Here is a 23846-nt window from a genome sequence, read left to right as displayed (position 1 = left end):
GGAGCGTTCCGGTCGCGACACCACCCGTGTAGCCGGCCGCCCGCAGCGGGCGGCCGGCGGAAGAAACCCCGTCGAGAGGAGACCACAGTGAGCGACATCGACAGCAGGGCGTTCTTCGGTGCCGTCCTGAAGGCCATCGCCTGCACCCGCAACCACAACCCGGACGAGTCCGGCTATGCCGAGGGCGTGCTCGCGCCCACGGCCCGTATCCGCGAGTTCGAGAAGGAGCTGGGCGACCGGCCGCTCGGCCCCGCCGAGGTGGACCAGGTCCTCGCCTGGCTCGACTCCACGTTCCGGACCAAGCACACCCCGGCCGAGGAGCGGGAGCACTACCTGCGGCGCGTCGCCGAGGTGACCGGACAGATCCGGACCCAGGCGGCCGTCGCCGCGTAACCGGTCGCCCTCCCCGAGCGGGCCGCGGCGTCGACACCCCCCCGTCGGCGTCGCGGCCCCGACCACCCCTTTGACCCGAGCGCCAAGGACGTCGCACATGCCGAATCTCGCCTGGTACAGCCACGAGGTCTGCTTCTGGCACGACCCCGGCCAGGGGTCGGGCTACCTGCCGGTCGGCCCGGGCATCGAACCCCTGCGCCAGTTCGCCGTCGACCCCGACCTGCGCCGCGCCGAGGGACTGGTGCGGATGGCCGGGGTTCTGGACCACTACACCCAGGTCACCCCCGCACCGGCCGGCGACGACGACCTGCTGCTCGTGCACACCCGCGAGCACGTCGACCGCGTCGAGGCCGCCTCCGCGCTCGGTGCCGGCGACGCCGGGGTGTACGCGCACGTCAACCACCACAGCGCCCACGCCGCCCGGGTGGCCGTGGGCGCCTGCGTGCAGGCCACCGAAGCCGTGCTCGACGGGCGGCACGACCGGGCGTACTGCCTCGTCCGGCCGCCCGGGCACCACGCCGAGCCCGACCGGGCGATGGCCCTCTGCCTCTACAACAACGTGGCGATCGCCGCGCGGGCGGCCCAGCGGCACGGCGTACGCCGGGTGCTGGTGCTCGACTGGGACGTGCACCACGGCAACGGCATCCAGCGCACCTTCTACACCGACCCGGACGTCCTCTACGTCTCGATCCACCAGGAGGGGCTGTTCCCGCCCGCCTCGGGCCTGGTCACCGAGACGGGGGAGGGGGCGGGGGCGGGGCGCACCCTCAACGTGCCGCTGCCGGCCGGCTCGGGGCACGAGGCGTACCTGGCGGCGCTGACCCGGCTGGTCGAGCCGGCGGCCCGCGCCTTCGGCCCGGAGCTGATCCTCGTGGCGGCCGGCCTCGACGCGGGCGGCCACGACCCGATGGGCCGGATGATGTGCACCAGCCGAACCTTCCACGCCATGACGGCCCGGATGTGCGCCCTCGCCGACGAGCTGACCGGCGGGCGGATCGTCCTGGCCCACGAGGGCGGCTACTCGGCGTGGTACCAGCCGACCCTGGTGCTGGCCGTCGCGTCGGCGCTCGCGGGCCTGCCGGAGCCGCCCGATCCCTTCCTGCACTCGCTGGAGCACCTGCCGGGGCAGCGTCTGCGACCGCACCAGAACCGCGTGCTCGCCCACCTCGAAACCCACCATCCGTTGCTGGCGTGAGGACGACGCAGACGATGAACCCCTGGTTGCTGAAGGTGGGTGGCCGGCCGCGTCCGGCGGCCGCCGGCGCGGAGCCGGACGCCCCGTGGGCGCGGCTGGTGGCGCTGCCGCACGCCGGCGGCTGGCCCTCGGCGTTCCGGTCCTGGACGCGGGTCGTCCCCGCCGGGGTCGAGTTCCTGGTCGCCCAGCTGCCCGGCCGGGGCCTGCGCGCCGCCGAGCCGCCGCTGCGGCGGGTCGAGCCGCTCGTCGACGGCCTCGCCCGGGCGCTCGCCGAGCGGGAGCCCCTGCCGTACGCGATCGTCGGGCACAGCTTCGGCAGCGTGCTCGGCTACGAGCTGACCCGGGCGATGGAGCGGGCGGGACTGCCGCCGCGGCACCTCGTCGTGTCGGCCCGGCAGCCGCCCTGCTTCCCCAGCGAACCGCCGTACGGGCACCGGCGCACCGACGCCGAGCTGCTGGAACACCTGGTGGACATCGGCGGCATCGCCCCCGACCTGCTGCACCGGGCGGACCTCGTGCGACCCGCGCTGGCCGCGATCCGCGCCGACCTGGAGGCCATGGAGACCTACGAGCGGCCGGCAACCGGCACCGGCGTGCCGATCCTGTCGTTGGGCGCGGCGGACGACCCGATCGTCGTCGCCGACCGGCTGCACCTGTGGTCGCTGGAGACGACGGGGCCCTTCGCCCGCCGGATGTTCACCGGCGGCCACTTCTACCTGTACGAGCCATACGTCGCCGAGGCGGTGGTCACGCACCTGACGACCCACTGTTTCCCCCGTCCGGCGACACATCAAGAAAGGATCCACATTGAGCACCACGATCGAACCGCAGCACCGGGCGGGCCCCCGGGAATGGCTCGGCCTGGCAGTGCTGGCGCTGCCGACGCTCCTGCTCTCCATCGACATGAGCGTCCTGCACCTCGCGGTGCCGCACATCAGCGAGAGCCTGTTGCCCAGCGCCCCGCAGATGCTGTGGATCATCGACATCTACGGCTTCATGATCGCCGGGTTCCTGGTCACCATGGGGACCCTCGGTGACCGGATCGGCCGGCGGCGGCTGCTGCTGATCGGTGCCGCCGCGTTCGGCGTGGCCTCCGTGGTCGCCGCGTACGCCGACACACCGGCCATGCTGATCGCCTCGCGCGCCGCCCTGGGCGTCGCCGGGGCCACCCTGATGCCCTCCACCCTCGCGCTGATCAGCAACATGTTCCAGGACGCGCGCCAGCGGGGCGTCGCCATCGCGGTCTGGGTCACCATGTTCTCCGTCGGTGTCGCGCTCGGCCCCGTCGTCGGGGGCGCGCTGCTGGAGTACTTCTGGTGGGGCTCGGTGTTCCTGCTCAACGTGCCGATCATGGCCGTGCTGCTGGTGGCCGGGCCGCGGCTGCTGCCGGAGTACCGGGACGCCGACGCCGGCCGGCTCGACCTGGCCAGCGTGGCGTTGTCCCTGGCCGCGATCCTGCCGATCATCTACGGCCTGAAGGAGCTGGCCAAGGACGACGCGGGCCCGCTGCCGCTGCTCGCCGTCGTCGCCGGCCTGGTCGTCGGGGTGTTCTTCGTCCGCCGGCAGCGTGCCCTGGCCAGCCCGCTGATCGACCTGCGGCTGTTCCGCAACCGCCCGCTGGCCACGGCCCTCGTGGCGATGCTGTTCAGCATGCTCATCGCCGGCGGGACGTACCTGTTCGTGACGCAGTACCTGCAACTCGTCGTCGGGCTCTCGCCGCTGCGGGCCGGGCTCTGGCTGCTGCCGGCGGCGCTCGCGTTGATCGTCACGTCCATGCTGTCGCCGGTGCTGGCGGGGAAGATCGCGCCGGCCCGGGTGGTGGCCGCCGGCCTGGCGGTCTCGGCGGTCGGGCACCTGATGCTCGCCCTGCTCGACAGCCAGGGCGGCCTCACCCAGCTGGTGGTCGGCTTCCTGCTCGTCTACGCCGGTGGCGGCCCGCTCATCGCGTTGGGCACCGACATCGTCGTCGGGTCGGCGCCCCCCGAGCAGGCGGGCTCCGCGTCCGCCGTGTCGGAGACCAGCACCGAGCTGGGCATGGCGCTCGGCGTCGCCGTGCTCGGCAGCGTCGGCGCGATCGTCTACCGCAGCCAGTTCACCGCCCCCGAGGGCTCGGCCGCGGGCGACACCCTTGCCGCGGCCGTCGCCGCGGCGCAGCAGTTGCCCGGCGACGCGGGCGCGGCGCTACTGGCCGCCGCCCGGGACGCCTTCACCGGCGGGCTCAACCTCGTCGGGGCGATCAGCACCGTGATCACGGTCCTGCTCGCGGTGGCGGTGCTGACCATGGTCCGTGACCGCCCGGCCGGCGACGCCGAGGCCGGCGCGGACGACGCCGTGCCGGCGCAGGCGGCCTCCTGACGGCCGGCCGTCCCGGCGGGTCACCGCCCGCCGGGACGGCTACCGCCCGGTGGCAGCCGTCCCGGCGGGTGACGGGTCGGCCTCCGGGAGGCGGAACGGCACGGGGTCGGTGAGTTCACCGACGAACGCGCCGTCGACCCGGTCGAGGAAGCCGATGAGCGCCCACCCCCGGTCGCCGTCGCAGACCAGGCGGGGCGCGTACAGGTGCGGGTGCGGGACGGGGCGCGCGGCGGCCACGTCCCAGGGGCCGCGCACGCTCGGTGCGTCCGCCACCCAGATCCGGTGGTCGCGCAGGCGCGGGTCCGCGACGGCGTTGGTGCAGAACAGCAGGAGGGGCCGGCCGTCGACGACGGCGACCTGCGGCACCTCGAGGTGACCGAACCCGGCGGGCGCGGACAGCGGCGGCCGGACGGTCCAGGTGACCAGGTCGGGCGAGGTGGCGTGCCCGATGACGCCCCGGCCGCCCGCCGGGCCCCGGTTGGCGCGGGCGGTGACGAGCATGTGCCAGCCGTCGCCGTCGGGGTCGGCGAAGACCCAGGGGTCGCGCCAGGCCTGCTCGTACCACGCGTCCCGGTCGAGCAGCTCGTACCAGGTCGGGTCGGCCTCCACGACGGGGCCGTCGCCGTGCCGGTGCCAGGTGGTCAGGTCGTCGGAGACGGCCAGGCCGACGCGCTGGACGAGGCCGCCCTCGGCGCGTCCGACGCCGGTGTAGTACAGGTGCCACCGCCCGTCGGGGCCGCGGAGGGTGCAGCCGGTCCAGGTGGCCAGGTCGTCCCAGGCGGGCGCGTCGGCGGGCACGAGCGCGTCGGGGAGCAGGGTCCAGGAGCGCAGGTCGGTGGAGACGGCGTGGCCGATCGACGCCCGGTGGTGGCGGCGCTCGGGGTCGTGCAGGGCCCGGGAGGCGCGCAGGAAGAACACGTGCCACCGGCCGTCGTCGTCCTGGACGTACCAGCTGTCCCACACCCAGTGGTCCGGCAATCGCAGCATGGCCGGCAACCTACCAGTGAATCGGTTTAGCAACCACCTCGGCCGGCGGTGGCGGCGCTCGCCGGCCTACGCCGGGGGCCGCCGGGGCGCCGGGACGTCGGCGGCCGGCGCGGCGACGGACCGGCGGCGACGCAGCGGCATGGGGACGTACGACGGCCCGGCCGCGCCCCCGTCGAGCACGAGCTCCACGGCGCGGCGACCCATCCGCTCGTGCGGCAGGGCGGCGGTGGTCAGGCCGGGGCGCAGCCAGGCGGCGATGGGATCGTCGTCGAACGAGACGACGGAGATGTCGTCGGGGATGGCCAGGCCGGCCTCGCCGAGCGCCTGGTACGCCCCGAACGCCAGCCGGTCGTTCATGCAGACGACCGCCGTCGGCCGGGGCGAGCGGGACAGCAGGGTGCGCATGGCGGCGTACCCGTGCTCCGGCAGCCACTCCGCGCAGAAGCACTCGGCGAGCAGGCCGACGTCGGCCGCGGCGAGGGCGGCGCGGATCCCGCGCAGGCGGGCCGGCGCGGCGATGGAGACCTCCGGATCACCCTCCTTGAGGCGGTTGCGGCCGATCAACGCGATGCGGTCGCGGTGGCCGTGTGCGAGCAGGGCCTCGGTGACGGCGACCGCCGCCTGCTCGTCGTCCGGCAGCACGCAGGGCAGCTCGTCCGGGCTGACGGCGTTGAGCAGCACCACCGGGCCGCCGAGGATGGCGGGGGGCACCGTGAGCCGGCGGGTGGCCATCGCCGCGTAGACGACGCCGTCGACTTGGCGGTCGAGCATCGCCTCGATGGCGTACCGCTCGAACGCCGCGTCGCCCTGGGTCTCGGTGATCAGCAGCACGTGGTCCCGTTCCCGGGCGGCGTCCAGCGCGCCCCGGATCAGGTCGCCGGCGAACCGGGTGGTGGCGACGATGTCGGAGACGAACGCGATGGTGGCCGTCTTGCGGGTGCGCAGGCTGCGCGCGGCCATGTTGGGCCGGTACCCGAGCTCCTCGGCGGCGGCGAAGACGCGTTGGTGGGCCTCGGCGGACAGCCGGGTCCCCTCCCGCCCGTTGAGCACCATCGAGGCGGCCGTCTTCGACAGTCCGGCCAGCCGCGCGACATCGGCCAGGGTTGCTCTGTTGCGGCCCATGACTCCTCCGAATCACCGCGACGCGTCCGGCGCCGCCACGTCACATCATCATGCGCGGGTCACGAGGGCCACCCCGGCGGGTGGGTGACGGGCCGCGGGACATGTGAACCGGCCGTTTCCGAGTCGTTGCGAACTCGTCCTTGACAGGTTCGGAGCACCGCGCGCATGCTCTGCTAAATCATTTTAGCTACGCCGTTTGGTCGTGCGGAAGGGCACCTCGACCCTCCCCGTGATCATGTCGACCGGCTCGGTCGCGACCCGCAGGGCGGGTCGCCCGGTCCCGGCACGACACGGTCGGGGCCGGTGCGCGCCGGCCCGCCGGGCGGCGTGACGCGGCGTGACATCAAGGAGTGGTTGACGTGCCGGATTTCTCGACCAGGTTCTCGCGGCGCGGCCTGGCACTGCTGGTGCCGGCCCTGGCCGCCGGCCTGGTGATGAGCGCGTGTAGCGCACCAGGGTCGGACCAGCCGTCGTCGACCGGGTCCGACGCACCCGTCAGCACCGAACTCGGCACCGGGCCGATCACCCTGGAGCTGTACGCGGAGACCGGCTTCCCGCTGGTCAAGGCGCTGGCCGACGAGTTCACCAAGCAGCACCCGAATGTGAAGTTCAACATCCGCGAGGACCAGTTCACGGTGATCACGGAGAACGCGCCCCGGGTGCTCGCCTCGGACAACGCGCCCGACATCATCCGCCTGCCCACCATGGTCGACCTGGTCAAGGACGACCTGCTGAAGAACCTCGACCCCTACGTCGCGGCCTACGGCTGGGACAAGTTCCCCGCCTCGCAGCTCGTCCAGCTCCGGCTGGCCGACGGCGGCAAGGTGCGCGGCTCGGGCTCGCTGTACGGGCTGGGCCTCGGCTACAGCGTGACCGGGGTGTTCTACAACAAGAAGCTGGCCCAGCAGGTCGGCATGACCGAGCCCCCGGCCACCGTCGCCGAGTTCGAGGAGCTGCTGGCCAAGGCCAAGGCCGCCGGCGTGCAGCCGATCGTGCAGTTCAACAAGAACACCGCGGGCATCAACTTCCCGCACCAGGCGTTGCAGAACCAGTTCGGCGACCCCGCCCAGATCGCGGACTGGATCTTCCAGAAGCCCGGCGCCACCTTCGACACCCCCGCCGCGCTGAAGGCCACCGAGACCATCCAGCGGTGGGCCAAGGCGGGCTACTTCACCAAGGACGCCAACGCCCTGGACTACGCCACCATGGTCGGCGACTTCTCCAAGGGCGGCGGCCTGTTCATGTTCAACGGTGACTGGGAGTCGGGCAACCTCGACAAGAACATGGCCGGCAACGCGGGCTTCTTCCTGTTCCCGACCGAGGCCGCCGGCGGCAAGCACGTGGCGATGTCCGCGCCGAACACCTTCGGCATCGGTGCCCGGGCCAAGAACCCGGACGCCGCCGCGTACTTCCTGAACTGGGCGCACACCGACGCCAAGGCCCGGGAGATCTCCGTGAAGGTCGGCGGCTCCAGCCCCGGCGGCCCCGCCGACCTGCCCCTGCCGCCCGTCGCCGAGGGCACCGTGCTGGCCGAGACGCTCAAGGCGTCGCAGCAGCTCGGCGCGGAGAACGGCGCGGTCGACTTCACCGCGAACGCCACCGGCGGCATCTTCGCCGCGGCGATCACCCCCGAGCTGCAGAAGCTGATCGCCGGGCAGCAGACCCCCGAGGGGTACGTGAAGGCGGTCCAGGCCGAGTACGAGAAGGAACTGTCCCGATGACCGCTGCCGTCGGCGGCACCGCCGCCGGTGTCCCGGCCGGCGGCGCGGACCGGCAGTCACCCGTGCGGCCCCGCCGGAGGCGGCGGGGCCGCGCGGCCGGGTGGCTCGGCTGGCTGTGGGTCCTGCCGGCCCTGCTCATGTACGGGTTCTTCGTGCTGCGTCCGCTGCTGCTCACGATGCAGTACTCGCTGTACCGCTGGAACGGCATCGGCCAGGCCGAGTGGGTCGGGCTGACCAACTACCTGACCGTGTTCACCGACAGCGACCTGTTGAAGATCATCGGGAACGCGTTCGTCCTGATCGTCTTCTTCAGCTTCGTCCCGGTCGCCCTCGGGCTGCTGGTCGCCAGCCTCGTGCGCCGGATGAGCGGCGGCGCGTTCGGCACCGTGGTGCGTACCGTGCTGTTCCTGCCGCAGGTGATCCCCCTCGTCGCGGCCGGCATCGCGTGGAGCTGGCTGCTGTCCACCGACGGCCTGGTCAACCAGGTGCTGCGGGCGGTCGGCCTGGGCGGGGTCACCCGGGCCTGGCTCGGCGAGTTCGACACGGCGCTGCCCGCCGTGGGCGTGATCGGCACCTGGGTGATGCTCGGCCTGTGCACGATCCTGCTCGTCACCGGCATGAGCAAGATCGACCCGGCGCTGTACGAGGCGGCCCGCATCGACGGCGCCGGACCGGTGCGGGAGTTCTTCGCCGTCACCCTGCCGAGCCTGCGCCAGGAGGTCGGCGTCTGCCTGACCGTGACCATCATCGCCGCCCTGGCCAGCTTCGACATCGTCTACATCTCCACCAGCGGCGGCCCCGGCATCCAGACCACCGTGCCCGGGCTGGAGATCTACCGGCTCGCCTTCTCCCAGCGGCAGGTCGGGCTGGCCTCCGCGCTGGCGGTGGTGCTCATGGTGCTGGTGCTGGCCTGCGTGCTGCCGATCCAGCGGCTGACCCGGGAGGACAAGGCATGAACCTCACCAGCCGCAGCGAGCGACTGACCGGCCGGATCTTCCTGATCGCGCTGGTCGTCGTCACGCTGCTGCCGTTTTTGAGCATGCTGTCGGCGGCCTTGCAGCCGCGCGGCACCGTCCCCACCGGACTGGCCTGGCCGGCGGACCCGCAGTGGGGCAACTTCGCCGACGCGTTCACCGCCGCCAACATGGGCGCGCTGCTGCGCTCCAGCCTGCTGATCGTCGTCGGGGTCGTGCCGATCGGCGTGGTCATCGCCACGATGGCCGGCTTCGGGCTGGGACACCTGCGGGTGCCCGGCGGCCGGATCGCCTTCGGCCTGCTCCTGCTCGGCCTGACCCTGCCGTTCGAGGCCGTGGTCACCCCGCTGTACTACCAGATGCGCGACCTCGGCCTGCTCAACACCCGGTGGGCGATCATCCTGCCGCTGATCGGCCTGTACATGCCGTTCTCGGTGTTCTGGATGCGGGCGCACTTCGCCACCGTGCCCAAGGAACTCTCCGAGGCGGCGCGGGTCGACGGCAGCAACACCTGGCAGTTGTTCTGGCGCGTCCACGTGCCGCTGGCCCGGCCCGCCATCGCGTCGCTGACCATCCTGCTGTTCCTGTGGACCTGGAACCAGTTCCTGCTCGCCATCGTGCTCGTCGACGACGCCACGAAACGCACCATGGCCGGCGCGCTCGGGGCGTTCCAGGGGCAGTGGGGGACGGATCTGGTGCTGCTGTGCGCCGGCTCCCTGCTCATCCTCACCCCCACCCTCATCGTGTTCCTGATCTTCCAACGCCAGTTCATCAAGGCCCTCATCCAGGGATCGCTGAAGGGATAGCGCGTGACGACGCCTGCACCGGTCCACGGCGACGCCGACGAGGGCTTCGGCCCGGTCGTCGACGTCTTCCGGGACAACTTCACCGCGCGCGGCGACGTGGGCGCCGCGGTCGCCCTCTACGTGCGGGGCCGCAAGGTCGTCGACCTGTACGGCGGGCTCGCCGACCCGCGCTCCGGCCGCCCGTGGGCCGCCGACACCCCGGCGGTCGTCTTCTCCTGCACCAAGGGGATCCTGGCGGTCTGCGCGTACCTGCTGGTGCAGCAGGGCCGCCTCGACCTGGACGCCCCCGTCACCCGGTACTGGCCCGAGTTCGGCCAGCACGGCAAGGACGGGATCCCGGTGCGCTGGCTGTTCACCCACCAGGCCGGCCTGCCGGCCCTGGACCGGCCGCTGACCCGCGCGGACGTGGTCGCCTGGACGCCGGTGATCGAGGCGATCGAGGCGCAGCCGCCGCTCTGGCCGCCGGGCACCGCGCACAGCTACCACGCGATGACCTACGGCTGGCTGGTCGGCGAGGTGATCCGCCGGGTCACCGGGCAACTGCCCGGCGCGTTCTTCCGCGCCGCGCTCGCCGACCCGCTCGGCCTGCGTACCTGGATCGGCCTTCCCGACGCCGAGCGTGCCGCGGTGGCCTGGATGCTGGCACCGCCGGCCGGCGCGGTGCCGGCCCCGGACCCGGTCGCCGAGCGGGGGCTGACCATGAACGGCGCCTATCCCTTTCCGGCCGACGACGAGGGCCTGGTCAGCTTCAACGACCCGGTCATCCAGGCTGCCGGGATCCCGGGGGCCGGCGCGGTCAGCACCGCCGAGGGCCTGGCCCGGCTCTACGCCGCCGCCGTGTCCGACGTCGGCAGCGGCCCACGCCTGCTCACCGCCGCGTCGGTCGACGACGCGACCACGCCCCGGGTCTGGGGCCAGCAGCGCTACGGGCCGCCGGACGGGGGGCAGCGCTGGGGGACCGGCTTCCTGCTGGACTCCCCGCCGGCCCGGCCGCTGCTGGGCGCACGCAGCTTCGGCCACGACGGCGCGGGCGGCCACGTGGCCTTCGGCGACGACGCCCACGAGGTGGGCTTCGCGTACGTGGTCAACCAGATGGGCGGGGTGGACGACGAGCGGGGCGACCGGCTGGTCGCCGCCGTGCGCCGGTGCCTGGAGGGCTGACCCTGCACCGGGTACGGCGATGCGGACGCCGTCCGGCCCGATCCGTCGCCCCCCGCCGATCCCGTCGGGTGCCGGGCGGCGGGTCGGCCCGGACGGGGCGGCCGCGAGGTCCACAATGGCGCGATGAGCGTGGGGGAGGGTGGGCCGGCCGCCCTGGACTACTACCTGGTCCATCCGGGCCCGGCCGGCGGTGAGCCGCGCGGCCGGCCGGAGGGCGTGGTCGTCGAGGAGTTCGTGTTCGCGGCGGACCACTCGGCGGTGCGCCTGCACAGCGCCGCGTGGACCCCGCAGGACGGCGGCTGGTGGAGCTCGGCGGACTTCAGCCGGACCATGCGCCTCGACGCCGCCCTGCGCAGCCGGGTCGTCGCCGTGCCCCGCCGCGCGGCGGCGGCCACCTATCGCGAGCTCGGCGGCGGCGAGCTGCCCGACGAGGCGACGCTGCGTGGCCACTTCCACGACTCGACCCCGTTGGCCACGGCACCGCTGCCGCTGGCACCCGGCCGTAGCGCGGCCGGGTTCGCCGAGACCCGGGTCTACCGGGTCCTGTTCGCCGACGCGCTGGGGCCGGACGGCCTGGCGCACCTGCGCGCCACGTGGCGGATGACCGTCACGGGCGACGCGGCCGACCCCGCGGCCCGGGTGCTCGGCGTCGCCCGCCGGCGCGTCGGCGACGACGCGTTCACCTGGCACCTGCGCCGCATCGGCGCGGGCGGGCCGTGGTGCCTGGACCTGACCGCCGAGCTGGCCGGCGGGCGGGACGACACCGTCCGGCCGATGCTGCGGGAGCTGACCACCACGCTGCGGATGGCCGGGCTGCTGCCCGTCACCGTCGAACGCTTCTCCTGACCGCCCGGCGGGGGCGCGCCGGGCGGTCAGGAGGCCGGGACGCGGCGGCTCAGGACGCCGGTGACGGACTGACCGCCGCGCACGCGGCCAGCGCCTCGGTCGTCTTCGGGTCGCCGGAGTCGATGTCGGCGGGGTCGACGCCCCGGTTGCTCAGGCAGGTGCGGTAGGCGGCGCGGCGACCGTCGTCCTGCCCACCCCCCGGCGCGCCGGAGCCACCCGGCCGGGCGCCCGGGCCGCCACTGGGCCGCACCGAGGCGCACGCCTGCTGCGCCTTCTCCCACGTGGCCTCGTCGACGCCGTCGGGGCGTCCCATGCCCGGTCCGCCGCGTCCCGCGCCCGCCGAGGCGTCCGGTCGGGCCGAGGGACGCGCGCTGGGGAAGTCGGACGGCCGGGCCGTCGGGAAGCCGGACGGCCGCGCGCCGCCCGAGGGCAGGGTGACGCCGTTGTCCTGCAGGCAGTCCCGGTAGGCGGCGAAGGCGTTCTGGCCGCCCTGCCCGTTGTCGCCGGTCGGGGCCGCCGCGTCGTCCGTGCCGGCGCATGCGGTCGACAGCGCCAACGCGACGACGGTCAGCGCGGTCGCGAGCAGCCGGCCTCTTCCAGACAACGACATGGGAAACTCCTCAACCTTCTCCGGGGCCCGTCCAGGTAACCGGGCCCACCTCACCGGCCGCTCGGTCCCGGCTCGGAGTTGCCTCGGAGTCCGCGCCGCACCACGGCGACGGCTCGTCGGCGCGGCAACCCGCCGGGCCGGGGCGTTCCCAGGCAACTCCGAGCTGAGGCCGAGCCGGTGCCGAGCCGTGGTGGGCAGACTGGCCGCCCATGGGAGACGGCCTGAACCGACGGTGGCGCACCCGGCGTGCTCGTCGGGTCGTGGCGGGCGGCGCCGCCCTGCTCCTGCTCGTGGCCGGCGGCGCGTGGCTGCTGACCACGAGCGCCGATCCGACGCCCGCCCGCCCGGCTACCGTGGCCGTCGACCGGGGCCCCGTCGCCGTCGAGGTGGCCACCTCGGGCACCGTGGTGCCGGCGACCACCCGCGCCCTGGGCTTCTCCGTCGTCGGCACGGTGCAGACCATCTCGGTGCGGCCGGGCGACGTGGTGCGGGCGGGACAGCGGTTGGCCGCGGTCGCCGACGACGACGCCGCGACGGCCGCCGAGGCGGTGGACGAGGCCGAGGATGACCTGACCGAGGCGCGGGACGCGCTCGCCCGGGCCCGCGAGGACACGGCCGACGGGGCGGCGGACTGCCCGACCGGTGCCGGCGTACGACCGGTCGCCCTGCGCTCGGCCACCGCGACCGCGCCGACTCCCGGTGCCTCCGCCAGCTCCGCGACCGCCTCCCCGGCGCCGACGGCCACCAGGTCGACGCCCGCGCCGACGGCCACCGGCGGCCGGTCGGCCCGCCCGTCCGCGTCCGGCCCGATCACGCCCGCCCCGGGCGGCACCTGCGCCGGCGGCGGCGCGGCCGGCGCCGCCGCCGACCCGATCCTGCAGGCGCAGCGCCGGGTCAACCAGGCCGAGGCGAGTCTCGCCGAGGCGCGGGAGACGCTGGCCGGCACCACGATCACCGCGCCGATCGCCGGCACCGTCCTGTCCGTCGCCGGGAAGGTGGGCAGCGAGGTCGGCCGGGGCAGCACCTTCATCACCCTCGCCGACACGTTCGCGATGCAGGTCGAGGCCAGGTTCCCCGAGGCCGACGCCGTGGCCCTGGCCGTCGGGCAGCAGGCGACGCTCACCCTCCCCGACCGACCCGACCGCACCTTCCCGGCGACCGTCGTCCAGGTCGACCCGGTCGGCGTCAGCGACGGCAGCCTGGTCCGCTACGGCGTCGTGCTCTCCTTCACCGAGGCGCCGCAGGACCTGCTCGTCGGGCAGAGCGCCGCGGTGACCGTCGAGACCGCGGCGGTGGCGGACGCGGTACGGGTGCCGTCTACGGCCGTACGCGACGTCGCCGGCGGGACCGGCACCGTCCGCGTCGGCGTCGAGGGCACGCCGCGCACCGTCACCGTCGGGCTGCGGGGTGGCCGGTTCACCGAGGTGACCTCCGGCCTCACCGCCGGTGAGCTGGTGCTCCGCTCCTGGTGACAGCGGGGACACAGCTTCCGCACAGGGCGCGTGGAGCAGCCTCCGGTAGGCAGTGGTGGTGCGAACCGACATTCTCCGGCCACCCACCGGACGGGCCGCCACGGCCGTCGACGGCGCCTGCGCCGCGCGGGTCCTCGTGGTCGACGACGAACCGAACATCTCCACGCTGCTCGCGGTCACCCTGGGGCTCGTCTCGTACGAGACCCGGGTGGCCGCCAGCGGCCGGGCGGCGCTGGCCCTGGTCGAGGAGTTCGACCCGCACCTCGTGGTCCTCGACGTGATGCTGCCCGACGTGGACGGCTTCGAGGTCGCCCGCCGGCTGCGCGCGGCCGGCCGGCCGGTGCCGGTGCTCTTCCTCACCGCGCGGGACACCGTCGAGGACCGGGTGACCGGGCTGGTCGTCGGCGCGGACGACTACGTGGCCAAGCCGTTCAGCCTCGAGGAGGTGGTGCTGCGCATCCGGGCCATCCTGCGGCGCAGCCACCCGGAGCAGCCCGTGGCCGCGCCGCCCGTGCCCCCGCCCCCGGCCGTCCTGCGCTACGCCGACCTGGAACTCGACGACGACGCGCACGAGGTGCGCCGGGCCGGTCGTCCGGTCGACCTGTCGCCGACGGAGTTCCGGCTGCTGCGCTACCTGCTCACCAACGCCGGCCGGGTGGTCAGCAAGGCGCAGATCCTCGACCGGGTCTGGAACTACGACTTCGGCGGGGACGGGCGCATCGTCGAGTCCTACGTCTACTACCTGCGTCGCAAGATCGACAAGCTCGGGCCGCCGCTGATCCACACCGTGCGCGGCGTGGGTTACACGCTGCGGCTGCCGCGCGGCGACGAGTGAGCCGGCGGCCGATCCGCCCCTGGGCGCACTGGACGCTGCGGTCCCGGCTGGTCCTCCTCGTCGGAATCCTCGCCACGCTGGCCCTGCTGGGGGCGAACGCCGCCGGGCTGGTGCTGCTGCGCGGATACCTGGTGCAGCGGGTCGACCAGCAGCTCACCGGGCTGGCCCGCCCCTTCACCGACGCCCCGCGCGCCGCCTCCGGGTTCCCGGCCGGGGGCGCGACCACCGGTGGGCCGCGCAACCCCGGCCGGTTCGCGCGCCTCGGGCCGGACCAGTTGGTCGTCCACTACCGGGCCGACGGCACCCGGGACCCCGACCGCAGCAGCACGCCGTCGGCCGCCGCGCCCGATCCCGGCCCGCTGGCCGAGGTGGCGGCGCGGGCCCGGACCGGCCGCCCGTACACCGTGGCCGGCGACGGGGGCGCGTGGCGGCTGCTGGCGGTCCCGGTCGGCGACGGCGGGGAGGTCGTGGTGCTCGGCGCGTCCCTGGCCGAGGCGGAGCGGACCGTCGACCGGCTCGTGGTGATCGACGTCGCGGTGACCGGCAGCGTCCTGATCGTGCTGGGCCTGCTCGCCGCCTTCGTGGTCCGCCTCGGGCTGAGCCCGTTGACCAGGATGGAACGCGTCGTCGCGGGCATCACCGGCGGCGACCTGGCCCGCCGGCTGCACGACACCGACCCGCACACCGAGCCCGGCCGCCTCGGCGCGGCGGTGAACCTCATGCTGGACCGGATCGGCACGGAGATGACCGCCCGCGCCGCGGCCGACCGCCGGCTGCGCCAGTTCGTCGCCGACGCCTCGCACGAGCTGCGCACCCCGCTGACCTCGATCCGGGGCTTCGCCGAGCTGTACCGCCGGGGCGGCGCCCCGCCCGGACCGGCCCTGGACGAGGCGATGGGCCGGATCGAGGCCGAGGCCGCCCGGATGGGGGTGCTCGTCGAGGACCTGCTGCTGCTCGCCCGGCTGGACCGGCACCGCGCCCCGGTGCTGCGCCCGGTCGACGTGCTGGAGGTCGCCGCCGACACCATCCGCGACGCGCACGCCCGGGCCCCGGGACGGCGGGTCCGGCTGACCACGCTCACCGAGGACGACGAGACGTTCGAGCCGCCGACCGTGCTCGGCGACGAGCACCGGCTGCGCCAGGTCGCGGCGAACCTGGTCGGCAACGCCATGCAGCACACCGGGCCGGGGGCGCGGGTGACCGTCCGCATCGGCCGGCTGCCCGCCGCCGTGGCCGGCCCGCCGCCCGCGCCGGCCCGGGGCGGCGTGGTGGTCCGGTCCGGGCCGGCGCCCGCACCGCCCACCGGCGGTCTGGCCGTGCTGGAGGTGCACGACGACGGCCCGGGCATCCCCGCCGAGCACGCCACCCGGGTCTTCGAGCGGCTCTACCGGGCCGATGCGAGCCGGGGCCGGGGCGACGGCGGCGGCTCCGGGCTCGGCCTGTCCATCGCGGCGTCGATCGTGCACGCCCACGGCGGCTGGATCGAGCTGCACAGCGGCCCCGGGGCGGGCACCGCCTTCCGCGTACTGCTGCCCGTCGCCGGCTCCCCGGCGGAGGGCGACCGGCCGGCGCGGCCGGTCCCCGACGCGCCGCCGCCGACTCCGAGCCAGCTATGAGGTGACGTCGAAGATCCTCCGAGGCAGGGCCGCCAGGATCCCCTCCATGCGTGCACGCCTGCCGGCGGCCCTGCGCCGGCCCACCGTGGCGGTCAACGCCGTCCTGACCCTGATGCTGGTCGGCGGCGGCACCTGGGCCTGGCTGTCCGTGCGCGGCGACGCGTCGGCGCGGGCCGGGACGACCGGCGGCACCCGGACGGTCCAGGTCTCCCGGGGCACGGTGACCGCGACGGTCACGGCGGACGGCTCGCTGGAGAGCGCCGCCACCGCCACCGCCACCTTCGCCACGGCCGGGACGGTCACCTCGGTCGCGGTGACCGTCGGTCAGAAGGTACGCAAGGGGCAGCTGCTCGCCGAGGTCGACCCGGCCGACGCCCGACGCGACCTCAAGGTGGCCCGGGCGAACCTGGACGCCGCCGAGGACGCGCTGGACCGGGCGCGGGACGCCGGCTCCGACACCTCCACGGCGGAGAACGAGGTGACCCAGGCCGAGCTGGCCGTCGACGAGGCCGAGGCCGCGGTGGAGGGCACCCGGCTCACCGCGCCGATGGCCGGCACCGTGGTCGCCGTCAACGGCACCGTCGGCGGCCCGTCCGGCGGCTCGTCGGGTTCCGGCTCCTCGGGCTCGGGTTCGTCGGGTTCGTCGGGCTCCGGTTCGTCCGGGGCCGCCTCCGGCGGGTCGTCCGGCGGCACCTCGTCCGGCTTCGTCGACCTCGCCGACCTGTCGAAGCTCCAGGTCACCGCCGCGGTCGCCGAGGCCGACGCCACCCGGCTCGAGGCCGGCCAGCCGGCCACCGTCACCTGGAACGCCCTGGACGGGGCCACCGCCACCGGCGAGCTGCGGGCGATCGACCCCCAGGCCACCACCGCCAACGGCGTGGTCACCTACGGGGTCACCCTCGACGTGGCCGACCTGCCCACCGGGGCCAGGCCGGGGCAGACCGTGCGGGTGGCCGTCGTGACCGGCACGGCCGAGAACGTGCTGCTGGTCAACTCGGCCGCGGTGACCGGCAGCGGCGACCGGCGGATCGTCACCGTGCTCACCGACACCGGCCAGGAGACCCGGCGGGTGCAGGTCGGCCTGGCCGGCGACCGGGCGTACGAGATCACCTCCGGGCTCACCGAGGGCGAGCGGGTCGTGCTGCCCGAGACCAGCACCTCCGGCACCAGCGGCGGCCTGACCGGCGGCGGGGGCCGCTTCCCCGGCGGCGGAGGCTTCCCCGGCGGCGGTTTCCCCGCCGGGGGACAGGGCGGCCCCCGGGCCGGCACCGGGACCCGCTGATGGAGCCCCGGACCACGCCGCGCCGTCCGGTCCTGGACGTCCGCGCGCTGACCAAGGTGTACGGCGAGGGCCCCGCCGCCGTCCACGCGCTGCGCGGGGTGTCGTTGACGGTGGACGCCGGCGACTACGTGGCGATCATGGGATCCTCCGGGTCCGGCAAGTCCACCCTGATGAACATCATCGGCTGCCTCGACGCGCCCTCCGGCGGCAGCTACCTGCTCGACGGCGTCGACGTCGGTCGCCTGGCGGACCGCCAGCTCGCCCTCGTGCGCAACCGGCTCATCGGGTTCGTCTTCCAGGCGTTCAACCTCATCCCCCGCACCAGCGCGGTGGCCAACGTCGAGCTGCCGCTGGCGTACGCGGGCGTGCGGGCGGGGCAGCGGCGGCGGCGGGCGCTCGCCGCGCTGGACGCGGTGGGGCTGGCCGACCGCGCCGACCACCACCCCAATCAGCTCTCCGGCGGGCAGCAGCAACGCGTCGCGGTGGCCCGCGCGCTGGTCACCGAGCCCGCGCTGGTGCTCGCCGACGAGCCCACCGGCAACCTGGACAGCCGCTCCACCGAGGACATCCTGGCGGTGTTCGACCAGCTCAACGCCGCTGGCAGGACGATCGTGCTGATCACCCACGAGCCGGAGGTCGGCGACCGCGCCCGGCGGCTGATCCGGCTCCTCGACGGCCGGGTCCGCTCCGACGAGCGCCAGGACCGCACGGGCCGGCACGCGGCGGTGGCCGGCCGATGACCGTCACCGAGACGATCCGGTTCGCCCTGCGCGGCGTGGCCGCCAACAAGCTGCGCTCGGCGCTGACCATGCTGGGCATCCTCATCGGCGTCGCCGCGGTGATCCTGCTGGTGGCCGTCGGCAACGGGTCGGCGCAGGCCGTCACCAGCCGGATCGAGGCGCTGGGCACCAACACCCTCACCGTGACCGGCACCAACCGCGGCTCGGGGCCGGGCGGCCTGACCGTCGAGGTCGCCGACGCGCTCGCCGACCCGGTGCTCGCCCCCGGCGTCCGTTCGGTGTCCCCGCTGGCGACCACCTCCACCACGGTGACCTACGAGGGCGCCGACCACGAGGTCGCCCAGTTCGTGGGCACCCGGCCGGGCTGGTTCGCCGCGTCCAACTCGCCGGTGGCCGCGGGGGCCGCGTTCACCGCCGACGACGAGGCGCAGGCCCGCCGGGTGGTCGTCATCGGGCAGACCGTCGCCGACGAGCTGTTCGCCGGCCTCGACCCGGTCGGCCGGCAGGTCACCGCCGGTGGGGCCCTGTTCACGGTGGTCGGGGTGCTCGCGCCGAAGTCCTCGACCGGCTTCCAGGACGCCAACGACACCGCCGTCGCGCCGCTGAGCGCCGTGCGGGAGGTGCTCACCGGGTACGGGCCGATCAGCTCGATCCTCGTCGAGGCGGCCGACCCGGGCGAGGTGGACGCCGTGCAGGCCCAGATCTCCACGGTGCTCGCCCAGCGGCTGCCCACCACCGGTTCGGCCAGCGCGCCGTACCGGATCCAGAACGCCGCGCAGCTGTTGCAGACCCAGACCGAGACGGCCGACACCTTCACCACCCTGCTCGGCGCGGTCGCCGCGATCAGCCTCCTGGTCGGCGGCATCGGGATCACCAACATCATGCTCGTGACCGTCACCGAACGGACGCGGGAGATCGGCATCCGCAAGGCGCTCGGTGCCCGTCGCCGGACGGTGCTGACCCAGTTCCTGATCGAGGCGACCCTGCTGAGCCTCCTCGGCGGGGCGCTCGGGGTGGCCGCCGCGCTGCTCGGCTCCCGGTTCACCATCGTCGGTGTCCGGCCCGTGATCGTGCCCAGCTCCGTCGCGCTGGCCCTCGGCGTCTCCATCGCGATCGGACTCTTCTTCGGCGGGCTGCCGGCGGCGCGGGCGGCCCGGCTGCGCCCCATCGACGCCCTGCGCTACGAGTAGGCCAGCGTGCCCGACAGGCAAGGATCAGACATGGACAACAGCGACACCGTCGTCTTCGCCCGGGTCGGCGGCGCCACGGCGCCGGGCGGGCCGGCGGAGCCGGACGACGACCGCAGCGCCGCGTCGCCGGCCGTGGCGGCGGAACCCGACGACGGCCTCACCGCCGCGCTGGCCGCCGCCGCCCCGCGCCGGTGGTGGAACCGGGGCACCCTGGTCCTGGGCGCGCTCGTGCTCGTCGTCGCCGGCTTCGGCGGCGGGGTGCAGGTGCAACAGCGGTGGGGCGAGCCGGCGGCGGGCGCCGCGGTCCCGTCCTGGCCGTTCCCGGCGGGTCTGGCCAACGGGGCGGCCGGCTCGGGACGCGGCCAGGGCCCCGGCGACCAGCCGAGCGCCGCCGCGACCGGCGCGACGGCGGGCACCACCACCGGCACGGTGACGCTGGTCGACGGCGACACCCTCTACGTCGAGACCGTTGACGGCACCGTGGTCACGGTCCGCACCACCGACGACACGGCCGTGCGGACCACCCGGGCCAGCAAGCTGACGGCGATCAAGCGCGGCCAGAAGGTGACCGTGCAGGGCGGCGCGCTGACGGACAACGCCATGACCGCCACCTCCGTCACCGCCGGCGGCTGAGCCGCGGCTCCTGCGGCCCGTGGCGGTCGACGCGCGCGGGCCCGGTCCCGCCCACGGCGTTCGTGGGCGGGACCGGGCCCGCGGTGTCCGTGCGATCGTCTCAGGCGGTGGTGCCGGTGACGGTGCTGCCCGAGCGGGTCACCTTGTACGTGACCTTCTCGCCGCTCCAGAAGTGGAAGGTGAGCGTGACCGGGGCGTTGTCGGTGACCGCGGCGAAGAAGTCCGAGGTCAGGGCGATGGAGTTGCCGGTGTAGTCGGGCTGGAACGTGACGTCGAACTCCTTGAACGACGTCCAGTCGTGCGGGCCGGCGTTGCTGCCGTCGGCGTACTTCGCCTCCATGGTGGCGAGCTGGTCGCCCCGGAACTGGGTCGGAATGGTGAACGCGCTGGTGGTGCCGGTGGCGTTGCCCAGGACCGGCCGGTCGTAGGTGATGATGTTGATGCGCCACGGCACGCCCGCGGAGAACCGCGCGTGCAGGGTCGCGTTGACCCCGTACGCCCGGCTGCCGGTCAGCCGGGTCAGCGCGGCCGCCGTCAGGGTGAGCTGGCTGCCGCTGACGGTGTAGTCGGTGCCCTGGACCAGGTCGGTGCTGCCCTGCCGCAGGCCCTGGAACGTGGTGCCGTTGAGGTTCAGGGTGAGCGTCTTGGCGCTGATGGCGCTGGACTTCGAGTTGAACACCAGGTCCGACGACGCGGTGCCGGAGCGGGTGGTCCAGCTCGACTTGATCTGGGCGATCAGCTCCGGGTCGCTCCACTGGAACGAGGTCCGGCCGAGGTGCTGCCCGTTGTCCCACAGCATGGTGGTGAGCTTCCTGGCCCGCGCGTAGTGGCCGAAGTACTCGAAGAACTTCAGCTTCTCGCCCTGCTCGATGGTGCCGGTGTGCCGGTCGAAGCCGAGCAGGCCGTACTCGCCGACGATGACGGGGATGCCCTTGGCGACGAAGGCGTCGTACACCCGGTCGAAGGAGTCGGTGAGGTCCTTCTGGGTGGTGGCGTCGAAGTGGGTGCCCCCGGCGACGTTCACGCTGAAGGGCCAGTAGCCGTAGTAGTGGACGGTCGCGATGAGGTTGCGGTCGTTCAGCGCGTTGAACGTGGCGACCAGCTCGTCGATGCGGGCCTGCTCCGACGACGTGTGCAGGGTGGGCAGCACCAGCAGGCGGGTGGCGTTGTTGCCGCCGGAGGCGCGCACGATGCGGTGGAACGACGTGTTGAGCTCGGCCAGCAGGGTGGCGTTCTGGGCGTCGCCGGAGCTGCCGGTGAACTGCGGCTCGTTGACGCTCTCGAACACCAGTTTCGGCGACGAGCCGCGGAACGTGCTCGCCAGCTGGGTCCAGATGGCGTTGTACTTGGCCAGCACGGTGGTCCGGTCGGTGGGCATGGTGTTGATCCACTGCCACGAGTCGTGGTGAATGTTGATCATCACGTAGAGGTCGTCGGCGAGCGCCCAGTCGACCACCTCCTTGACCCGGTTCAGGTACGCCGCCTCGATCGGGTAGTTGGGCGCGCCGCCCAGGTGCGCGCTCCAGGTGACCGGGATGCGGACGCTCTTGAAGCCCTGCGCCTTCACGTTGTCCAGCAGCGCCTCGGTGATGCGCGGGTTGCCCCAGGCGGTCTCGTCGGCGCCGACGGCGTCGAGCGAGTTGCCGAGGTTCCAGCCGGGCTGCATCGCGGCCACGGCCGCCATCGCGTCGCCGGCCGGCGGGGGCGTCGTGGGCGGGGGAGTGGTCGGCGGCGGCGTGGTGGGGGGCGCGCTGGTCGGCGGGGCCGTGGTCGGGCCGACGCCGCCGGTGCAGGCGACCCCGTTTAGCGCGAAGGAGGTGGGGCTCGGGTTCGTGCCGGACCACGAGCCGTTGAAGCCGAACGAGACCGACGCGTTGGTGGCGATGGCGGCGTTGTAGCCGACGTTGGCGGCGGTGACGTCGTCGCCGGCGGCGGTGACGGTGGCGTTCCACGCCTGGGTCACCCGCTGCCCGGCGGGGAATGTCCAGGTCAGGCGCCAGCCGTTGATCGCGTCGCCGAGGTTGGTCACGCTCACGTTCGCGCCGAACCCGCCCTGCCACTGGCTGCTGACCTGGTAGGTCACCGCGCAGCCCGCCGCCGCCTGCGCGGTGCCCGCGACCAGGACGCCGACGGCGGCCAGCAGCATCGTGACCGCGCTGGTGAACGCGCCGACCCGCCATCGGGTCCGTCGGGTGGTGCCTCGTGTGCCGATCATGACACTCCTTGCCGGGAAGATGCCGCCGCATGATGGGGGTGGGCAGGGCGTCGGGAACGCGCACGTGACGCCCGCCGGACGGGCAGATTAAGTTTGCAACCCAAACTTTGTCAATCGGTGAGCGGCTATGCCGCAGGTGGCCCGACGCCTGGCTAGGCTTGCCCGGTACGTCGCAGAGGGGAGGGCACCTGCCGCCGACCGCCACCGTGCTCGTGGTCCTCGGGCGCGGCGTGCTGCCCGCCGCCGGGGGGACCTGGGCGCTCACCCCGGCCAGCCTCGCGCGGGTCCGGGCCGCCCGCGACTACGTTGCCGCCAACGAGGCGGCCTTCGCGGCCGCCGCCCAGCGGGGCCGGCGGCCGAGGATCGTGTTCACCGGCGGCTGGGCCGAGGCCGCCGAGGGGGCCGCCCCGCCACCGGCCGGGTGGCGCGAGGCCGACCTGATGCTCCGCGAGGCGCTCGCGGCCGGCCTCGACCGGCACGCCGACCTGCGCACTGAGACCCGCTCACGCAGCACCCTGGAGAACCTCCTGCGCACCGCCGCCGACGGGCTGCTCGCCGGCCATGCCTTCGACCGGCACCACCCGCTGGGCATCGTCTCGCACACCTGGCACCTGCCCCGGGTCCGCTACCTCGCCCGCCGGGCGCTCGGGCTGCGCGGCGGGGCGCTGCTCGACGTGCCCGCCACCGGTGGGGAACCCGCGCCCGGTTGGTGGCCGGAGGGTGCCGTACGCGTCGCGTGCCGGCTGTGGTTCCTCGGCGTCCGCGACCCGGCGGGCCTGCTGCGCCGCGAGCGGACGATGGTCGCGCTGCTGCGGCGGGCCCGCCGCGGCACCCGCCGGGGCCCGCCGGGCGGGCGGCCCCCCGCCCGGCGGCCGACGGGAGGTGACGCGGACGCGCCGACGGGGTACAGGACCGTCGCCGGCGGATCGACCGCCGTCACGAAGAACAGGCGGACCCCATGATCGTCCTCGTGCCGGTGTACGAGCCGGGACAGCGGCTGCCCGACCTCCTCGGCGAGCTGCGCGACGCCGCCCCCGACGTGCCCGTCGTCGTGGTGGACGACGGCAGCTCCCCGGCCTCGGACCCGGTCCTCGACGCGGCGCGCCGGCTCGGCGGCGACGTCCTGCGCCACGGGTCCAACCGGGGCAAGGGCACGGCCCTGAAGACCGGATTCCGGCACGTCGCCCGGGCCTATCCCGGGCACGACGTGGTCTGCGCCGACGCCGACGGGCAGCATCGGGTCGCCGACATCCTGCGCGTCGCCCGCGCCCTGCCCGGCGGCGACGGCGCGATCGTGCTGGGGGTACGCCGGTTCGACGGCACGGTGCCGCTGCGCAGCAGGATCGGCAACGGCGTCACCGGGCTGCTGTTCCGGGCCGCCACCGGCGTCGGGGTCCACGACACCCAGACCGGCCTGCGGGCGTACCCGCGCGGCCTGCTCGACTGGCTGCTCGCGGTGCCCGGCGAACGCTTCGAGTACGAGATGAACGTCCTGCTCCACGCGGCACGCGACGGCCACCCGGTCCGGCAGACCGTCGTCGCCACCACCTACCTGGCGGACAACGCGTCCTCGCACTTCGGGGCGCTGCGCGACTCCGCCCGGATCTACCTGCCGCTGCTGCGCTTCGCCGCGTCGGCGCTGCTCGCCCCGTCCCGTCCCCGCCGATAGGCCCGTTCGCCCCTCCTGCCCGCG

General features: G+C 74.7%; 21 protein-coding genes and 1 pseudogene. 18 read left to right on the top strand and 4 right to left on the bottom strand.

Annotated elements, in window-relative coordinates; all coding sequences use genetic code 11:
- The first annotated feature begins 87 nt into the window (after positions 1-87).
- The 4 genes and pseudogenes from LPU61_RS24450 (at position 88) to LPU61_RS24435 (ending at position 3943) form a co-directional block, all read left to right on the top strand.
- Complete coding sequence (locus tag LPU61_RS24450) at positions 88-393, top strand: hypothetical protein (protein WP_229406275.1); 306 nt, start codon at positions 88-90, stop codon at positions 391-393.
- Positions 394-490: 97 nt separating this feature from the next.
- Entirely contained in the window at positions 491-1588 is a 1098-nt protein-coding gene (locus LPU61_RS24445; RefSeq protein WP_043963499.1) for a class II histone deacetylase, read from the top strand.
- 14 nt (positions 1589-1602) lie between these two features.
- Positions 1603-2337: pseudogene (locus LPU61_RS24440) on the top strand (thioesterase II family protein); the annotation flags it as partial.
- A 154-nt stretch (positions 2338-2491) separates the two neighbouring features.
- The gene (locus LPU61_RS24435; protein WP_199486080.1) at positions 2492-3943 is read left to right on the top strand and encodes an MFS transporter; all 1452 of its coding nucleotides are present in this window, start codon (positions 2492-2494) and stop codon (positions 3941-3943) included.
- 39 nt (positions 3944-3982) lie between these two features.
- Here LPU61_RS24435 and LPU61_RS24430 read toward each other — a convergent pair whose 3' ends face one another.
- A complete protein-coding gene (locus LPU61_RS24430) occupies positions 3983-4930 on the bottom strand; it encodes a family 43 glycosylhydrolase (protein ID WP_229406274.1) in 948 nt (315 codons plus the stop codon).
- Between the two features lie 66 nt (positions 4931-4996).
- Positions 4997-6052: a LacI family DNA-binding transcriptional regulator gene (locus LPU61_RS24425; RefSeq protein ID WP_043963502.1), complete on the bottom strand. Its 1056-nt coding sequence runs from the start codon at positions 6050-6052 to the stop codon at positions 4997-4999.
- 359 nt (positions 6053-6411) lie between these two features.
- On the opposite strand from LPU61_RS24425, the gene LPU61_RS24420 reads away from it, so the two are divergent.
- From LPU61_RS24420 to LPU61_RS24400, 5 genes are all read left to right on the top strand, one after another.
- A complete protein-coding gene (locus LPU61_RS24420) occupies positions 6412-7773 on the top strand; it encodes an ABC transporter substrate-binding protein (RefSeq protein ID WP_043963503.1) in 1362 nt (453 codons plus the stop codon).
- On the top strand, positions 7770-8729 hold the full coding sequence (locus tag LPU61_RS24415; RefSeq protein ID WP_229406273.1) for a carbohydrate ABC transporter permease: 960 nt from the start codon (positions 7770-7772) through the stop codon (positions 8727-8729). The genes LPU61_RS24420 and LPU61_RS24415 overlap by 4 nt, the downstream gene beginning before the upstream one ends.
- On the top strand, positions 8726-9553 hold the full coding sequence (locus LPU61_RS24410; protein WP_043963505.1) for a carbohydrate ABC transporter permease: 828 nt from the start codon (positions 8726-8728) through the stop codon (positions 9551-9553). The genes LPU61_RS24415 and LPU61_RS24410 overlap by 4 nt, the downstream gene beginning before the upstream one ends.
- Before the next feature lie 3 nt (positions 9554-9556).
- A complete protein-coding gene (locus tag LPU61_RS24405; protein WP_229406272.1) occupies positions 9557-10714 on the top strand; it encodes a serine hydrolase domain-containing protein in 1158 nt (385 codons plus the stop codon).
- Positions 10715-10837: 123 nt separating this feature from the next.
- Entirely contained in the window at positions 10838-11560 is a 723-nt protein-coding gene (locus LPU61_RS24400; RefSeq protein ID WP_229406271.1) for a hypothetical protein, read from the top strand.
- Positions 11561-11609: 49 nt separating this feature from the next.
- On the opposite strand, the gene LPU61_RS24395 is transcribed toward LPU61_RS24400, so the two are convergent.
- Positions 11610-12170: a hypothetical protein gene (locus LPU61_RS24395; RefSeq protein ID WP_229406270.1), complete on the bottom strand. Its 561-nt coding sequence runs from the start codon at positions 12168-12170 to the stop codon at positions 11610-11612.
- Between the two features lie 209 nt (positions 12171-12379).
- Between LPU61_RS24395 and LPU61_RS24390 the strand changes: the two genes are divergently transcribed.
- The 7 genes from LPU61_RS24390 to LPU61_RS24360 all read left to right on the top strand — a co-directional run bounded on the left by LPU61_RS24390 (position 12380) and on the right by LPU61_RS24360 (position 19938).
- Entirely contained in the window at positions 12380-13642 is a 1263-nt protein-coding gene (locus tag LPU61_RS24390; RefSeq protein WP_229406269.1) for an efflux RND transporter periplasmic adaptor subunit, read from the top strand.
- Between the two features lie 70 nt (positions 13643-13712).
- Entirely contained in the window at positions 13713-14477 is a 765-nt protein-coding gene (locus tag LPU61_RS24385; RefSeq protein WP_043964726.1) for a response regulator transcription factor, read from the top strand.
- Positions 14474-16093 (top strand): cell wall metabolism sensor histidine kinase WalK, encoded by a 1620-nt coding sequence (locus LPU61_RS24380; protein ID WP_229406268.1) that lies wholly within the window; start codon positions 14474-14476, stop codon positions 16091-16093. The genes LPU61_RS24385 and LPU61_RS24380 overlap by 4 nt, the downstream gene beginning before the upstream one ends.
- A 46-nt stretch (positions 16094-16139) precedes the next feature.
- Complete coding sequence (locus tag LPU61_RS24375; protein ID WP_229406267.1) at positions 16140-17375, top strand: efflux RND transporter periplasmic adaptor subunit; 1236 nt, start codon at positions 16140-16142, stop codon at positions 17373-17375.
- On the top strand, positions 17375-18115 hold the full coding sequence (locus LPU61_RS24370) for an ABC transporter ATP-binding protein (RefSeq protein ID WP_043963511.1): 741 nt from the start codon (positions 17375-17377) through the stop codon (positions 18113-18115). Before LPU61_RS24375 ends, LPU61_RS24370 begins: the two co-directional genes overlap by 1 nt.
- A complete protein-coding gene (locus LPU61_RS24365) occupies positions 18112-19305 on the top strand; it encodes an ABC transporter permease (protein WP_229406266.1) in 1194 nt (397 codons plus the stop codon). Before LPU61_RS24370 ends, LPU61_RS24365 begins: the two co-directional genes overlap by 4 nt.
- Before the next feature lie 30 nt (positions 19306-19335).
- Positions 19336-19938 carry a hypothetical protein gene (locus tag LPU61_RS24360; RefSeq protein ID WP_229406265.1) on the top strand — a complete coding sequence of 201 codons (603 nt, stop codon included), beginning with the start codon at positions 19336-19338 and terminating at the stop codon, positions 19936-19938.
- A gap of 100 nt (positions 19939-20038) precedes the next feature.
- Here the strand turns inward: LPU61_RS24360 and LPU61_RS24355 are convergent, their stop codons facing one another.
- A complete protein-coding gene (locus LPU61_RS24355) occupies positions 20039-22153 on the bottom strand; it encodes a cellulase family glycosylhydrolase (protein WP_374199711.1) in 2115 nt (704 codons plus the stop codon).
- Positions 22154-22365: 212 nt separating this feature from the next.
- On the opposite strand from LPU61_RS24355, the gene LPU61_RS24350 reads away from it, so the two are divergent.
- Both LPU61_RS24350 and LPU61_RS24345 read left to right on the top strand, forming a co-directional pair.
- Complete coding sequence (locus LPU61_RS24350; protein WP_229406264.1) at positions 22366-23115, top strand: YdcF family protein; 750 nt, start codon at positions 22366-22368, stop codon at positions 23113-23115.
- The gene (locus LPU61_RS24345; protein ID WP_043964734.1) at positions 23112-23822 is read left to right on the top strand and encodes a glycosyltransferase family 2 protein; all 711 of its coding nucleotides are present in this window, start codon (positions 23112-23114) and stop codon (positions 23820-23822) included. The genes LPU61_RS24350 and LPU61_RS24345 overlap by 4 nt, the downstream gene beginning before the upstream one ends.
- Positions 23823-23846: the final 24 nt, after the last annotated feature.

The sequence above is a fragment of the Micromonospora sp. NBRC 110038 genome (genome assembly GCF_020884815.1).
Lineage (GTDB): Bacteria > Actinomycetota > Actinomycetes > Mycobacteriales > Micromonosporaceae > Micromonospora > Micromonospora haikouensis.
This window is presented reverse-complemented; position numbering and strand designations above follow the sequence as displayed.

Excerpts from the sequence above, each read along its gene's own strand:
- LPU61_RS24390 (WP_229406269.1), top strand. The coding sequence starts at position 12,380 with ATGGGAGACGGCCTGAACCGACGGTGGCGCACCCGGCGTGCTCGTCGG.
- LPU61_RS24415 (WP_229406273.1), top strand. The coding sequence starts at position 7,770 with ATGACCGCTGCCGTCGGCGGCACCGCCGCCGGTGTCCCGGCCGGCGGC.
- LPU61_RS24360 (WP_229406265.1), top strand. The coding sequence starts at position 19,336 with ATGGACAACAGCGACACCGTCGTCTTCGCCCGGGTCGGCGGCGCCACG.
- LPU61_RS24370 (WP_043963511.1), top strand. The coding sequence starts at position 17,375 with ATGGAGCCCCGGACCACGCCGCGCCGTCCGGTCCTGGACGTCCGCGCG.
- LPU61_RS24365 (WP_229406266.1), top strand. The coding sequence starts at position 18,112 with ATGACCGTCACCGAGACGATCCGGTTCGCCCTGCGCGGCGTGGCCGCC.
- LPU61_RS24435 (WP_199486080.1), top strand. The coding sequence starts at position 2,492 with ATGAGCGTCCTGCACCTCGCGGTGCCGCACATCAGCGAGAGCCTGTTG.
- LPU61_RS24345 (WP_043964734.1), top strand. The coding sequence starts at position 23,112 with ATGATCGTCCTCGTGCCGGTGTACGAGCCGGGACAGCGGCTGCCCGAC.
- LPU61_RS24400 (WP_229406271.1), top strand. The coding sequence starts at position 10,838 with ATGAGCGTGGGGGAGGGTGGGCCGGCCGCCCTGGACTACTACCTGGTC.
- LPU61_RS24430 (WP_229406274.1), bottom strand. The coding sequence starts at position 4,930 with ATGCTGCGATTGCCGGACCACTGGGTGTGGGACAGCTGGTACGTCCAG.
- LPU61_RS24355 (WP_374199711.1), bottom strand. The coding sequence starts at position 22,153 with ATGATCGGCACACGAGGCACCACCCGACGGACCCGATGGCGGGTCGGC.
- LPU61_RS24375 (WP_229406267.1), top strand. The coding sequence starts at position 16,140 with ATGCGTGCACGCCTGCCGGCGGCCCTGCGCCGGCCCACCGTGGCGGTC.
- LPU61_RS24410 (WP_043963505.1), top strand. The coding sequence starts at position 8,726 with ATGAACCTCACCAGCCGCAGCGAGCGACTGACCGGCCGGATCTTCCTG.
- LPU61_RS24395 (WP_229406270.1), bottom strand. The coding sequence starts at position 12,170 with ATGTCGTTGTCTGGAAGAGGCCGGCTGCTCGCGACCGCGCTGACCGTC.
- LPU61_RS24445 (WP_043963499.1), top strand. The coding sequence starts at position 491 with ATGCCGAATCTCGCCTGGTACAGCCACGAGGTCTGCTTCTGGCACGAC.
- LPU61_RS24425 (WP_043963502.1), bottom strand. The coding sequence starts at position 6,052 with ATGGGCCGCAACAGAGCAACCCTGGCCGATGTCGCGCGGCTGGCCGGA.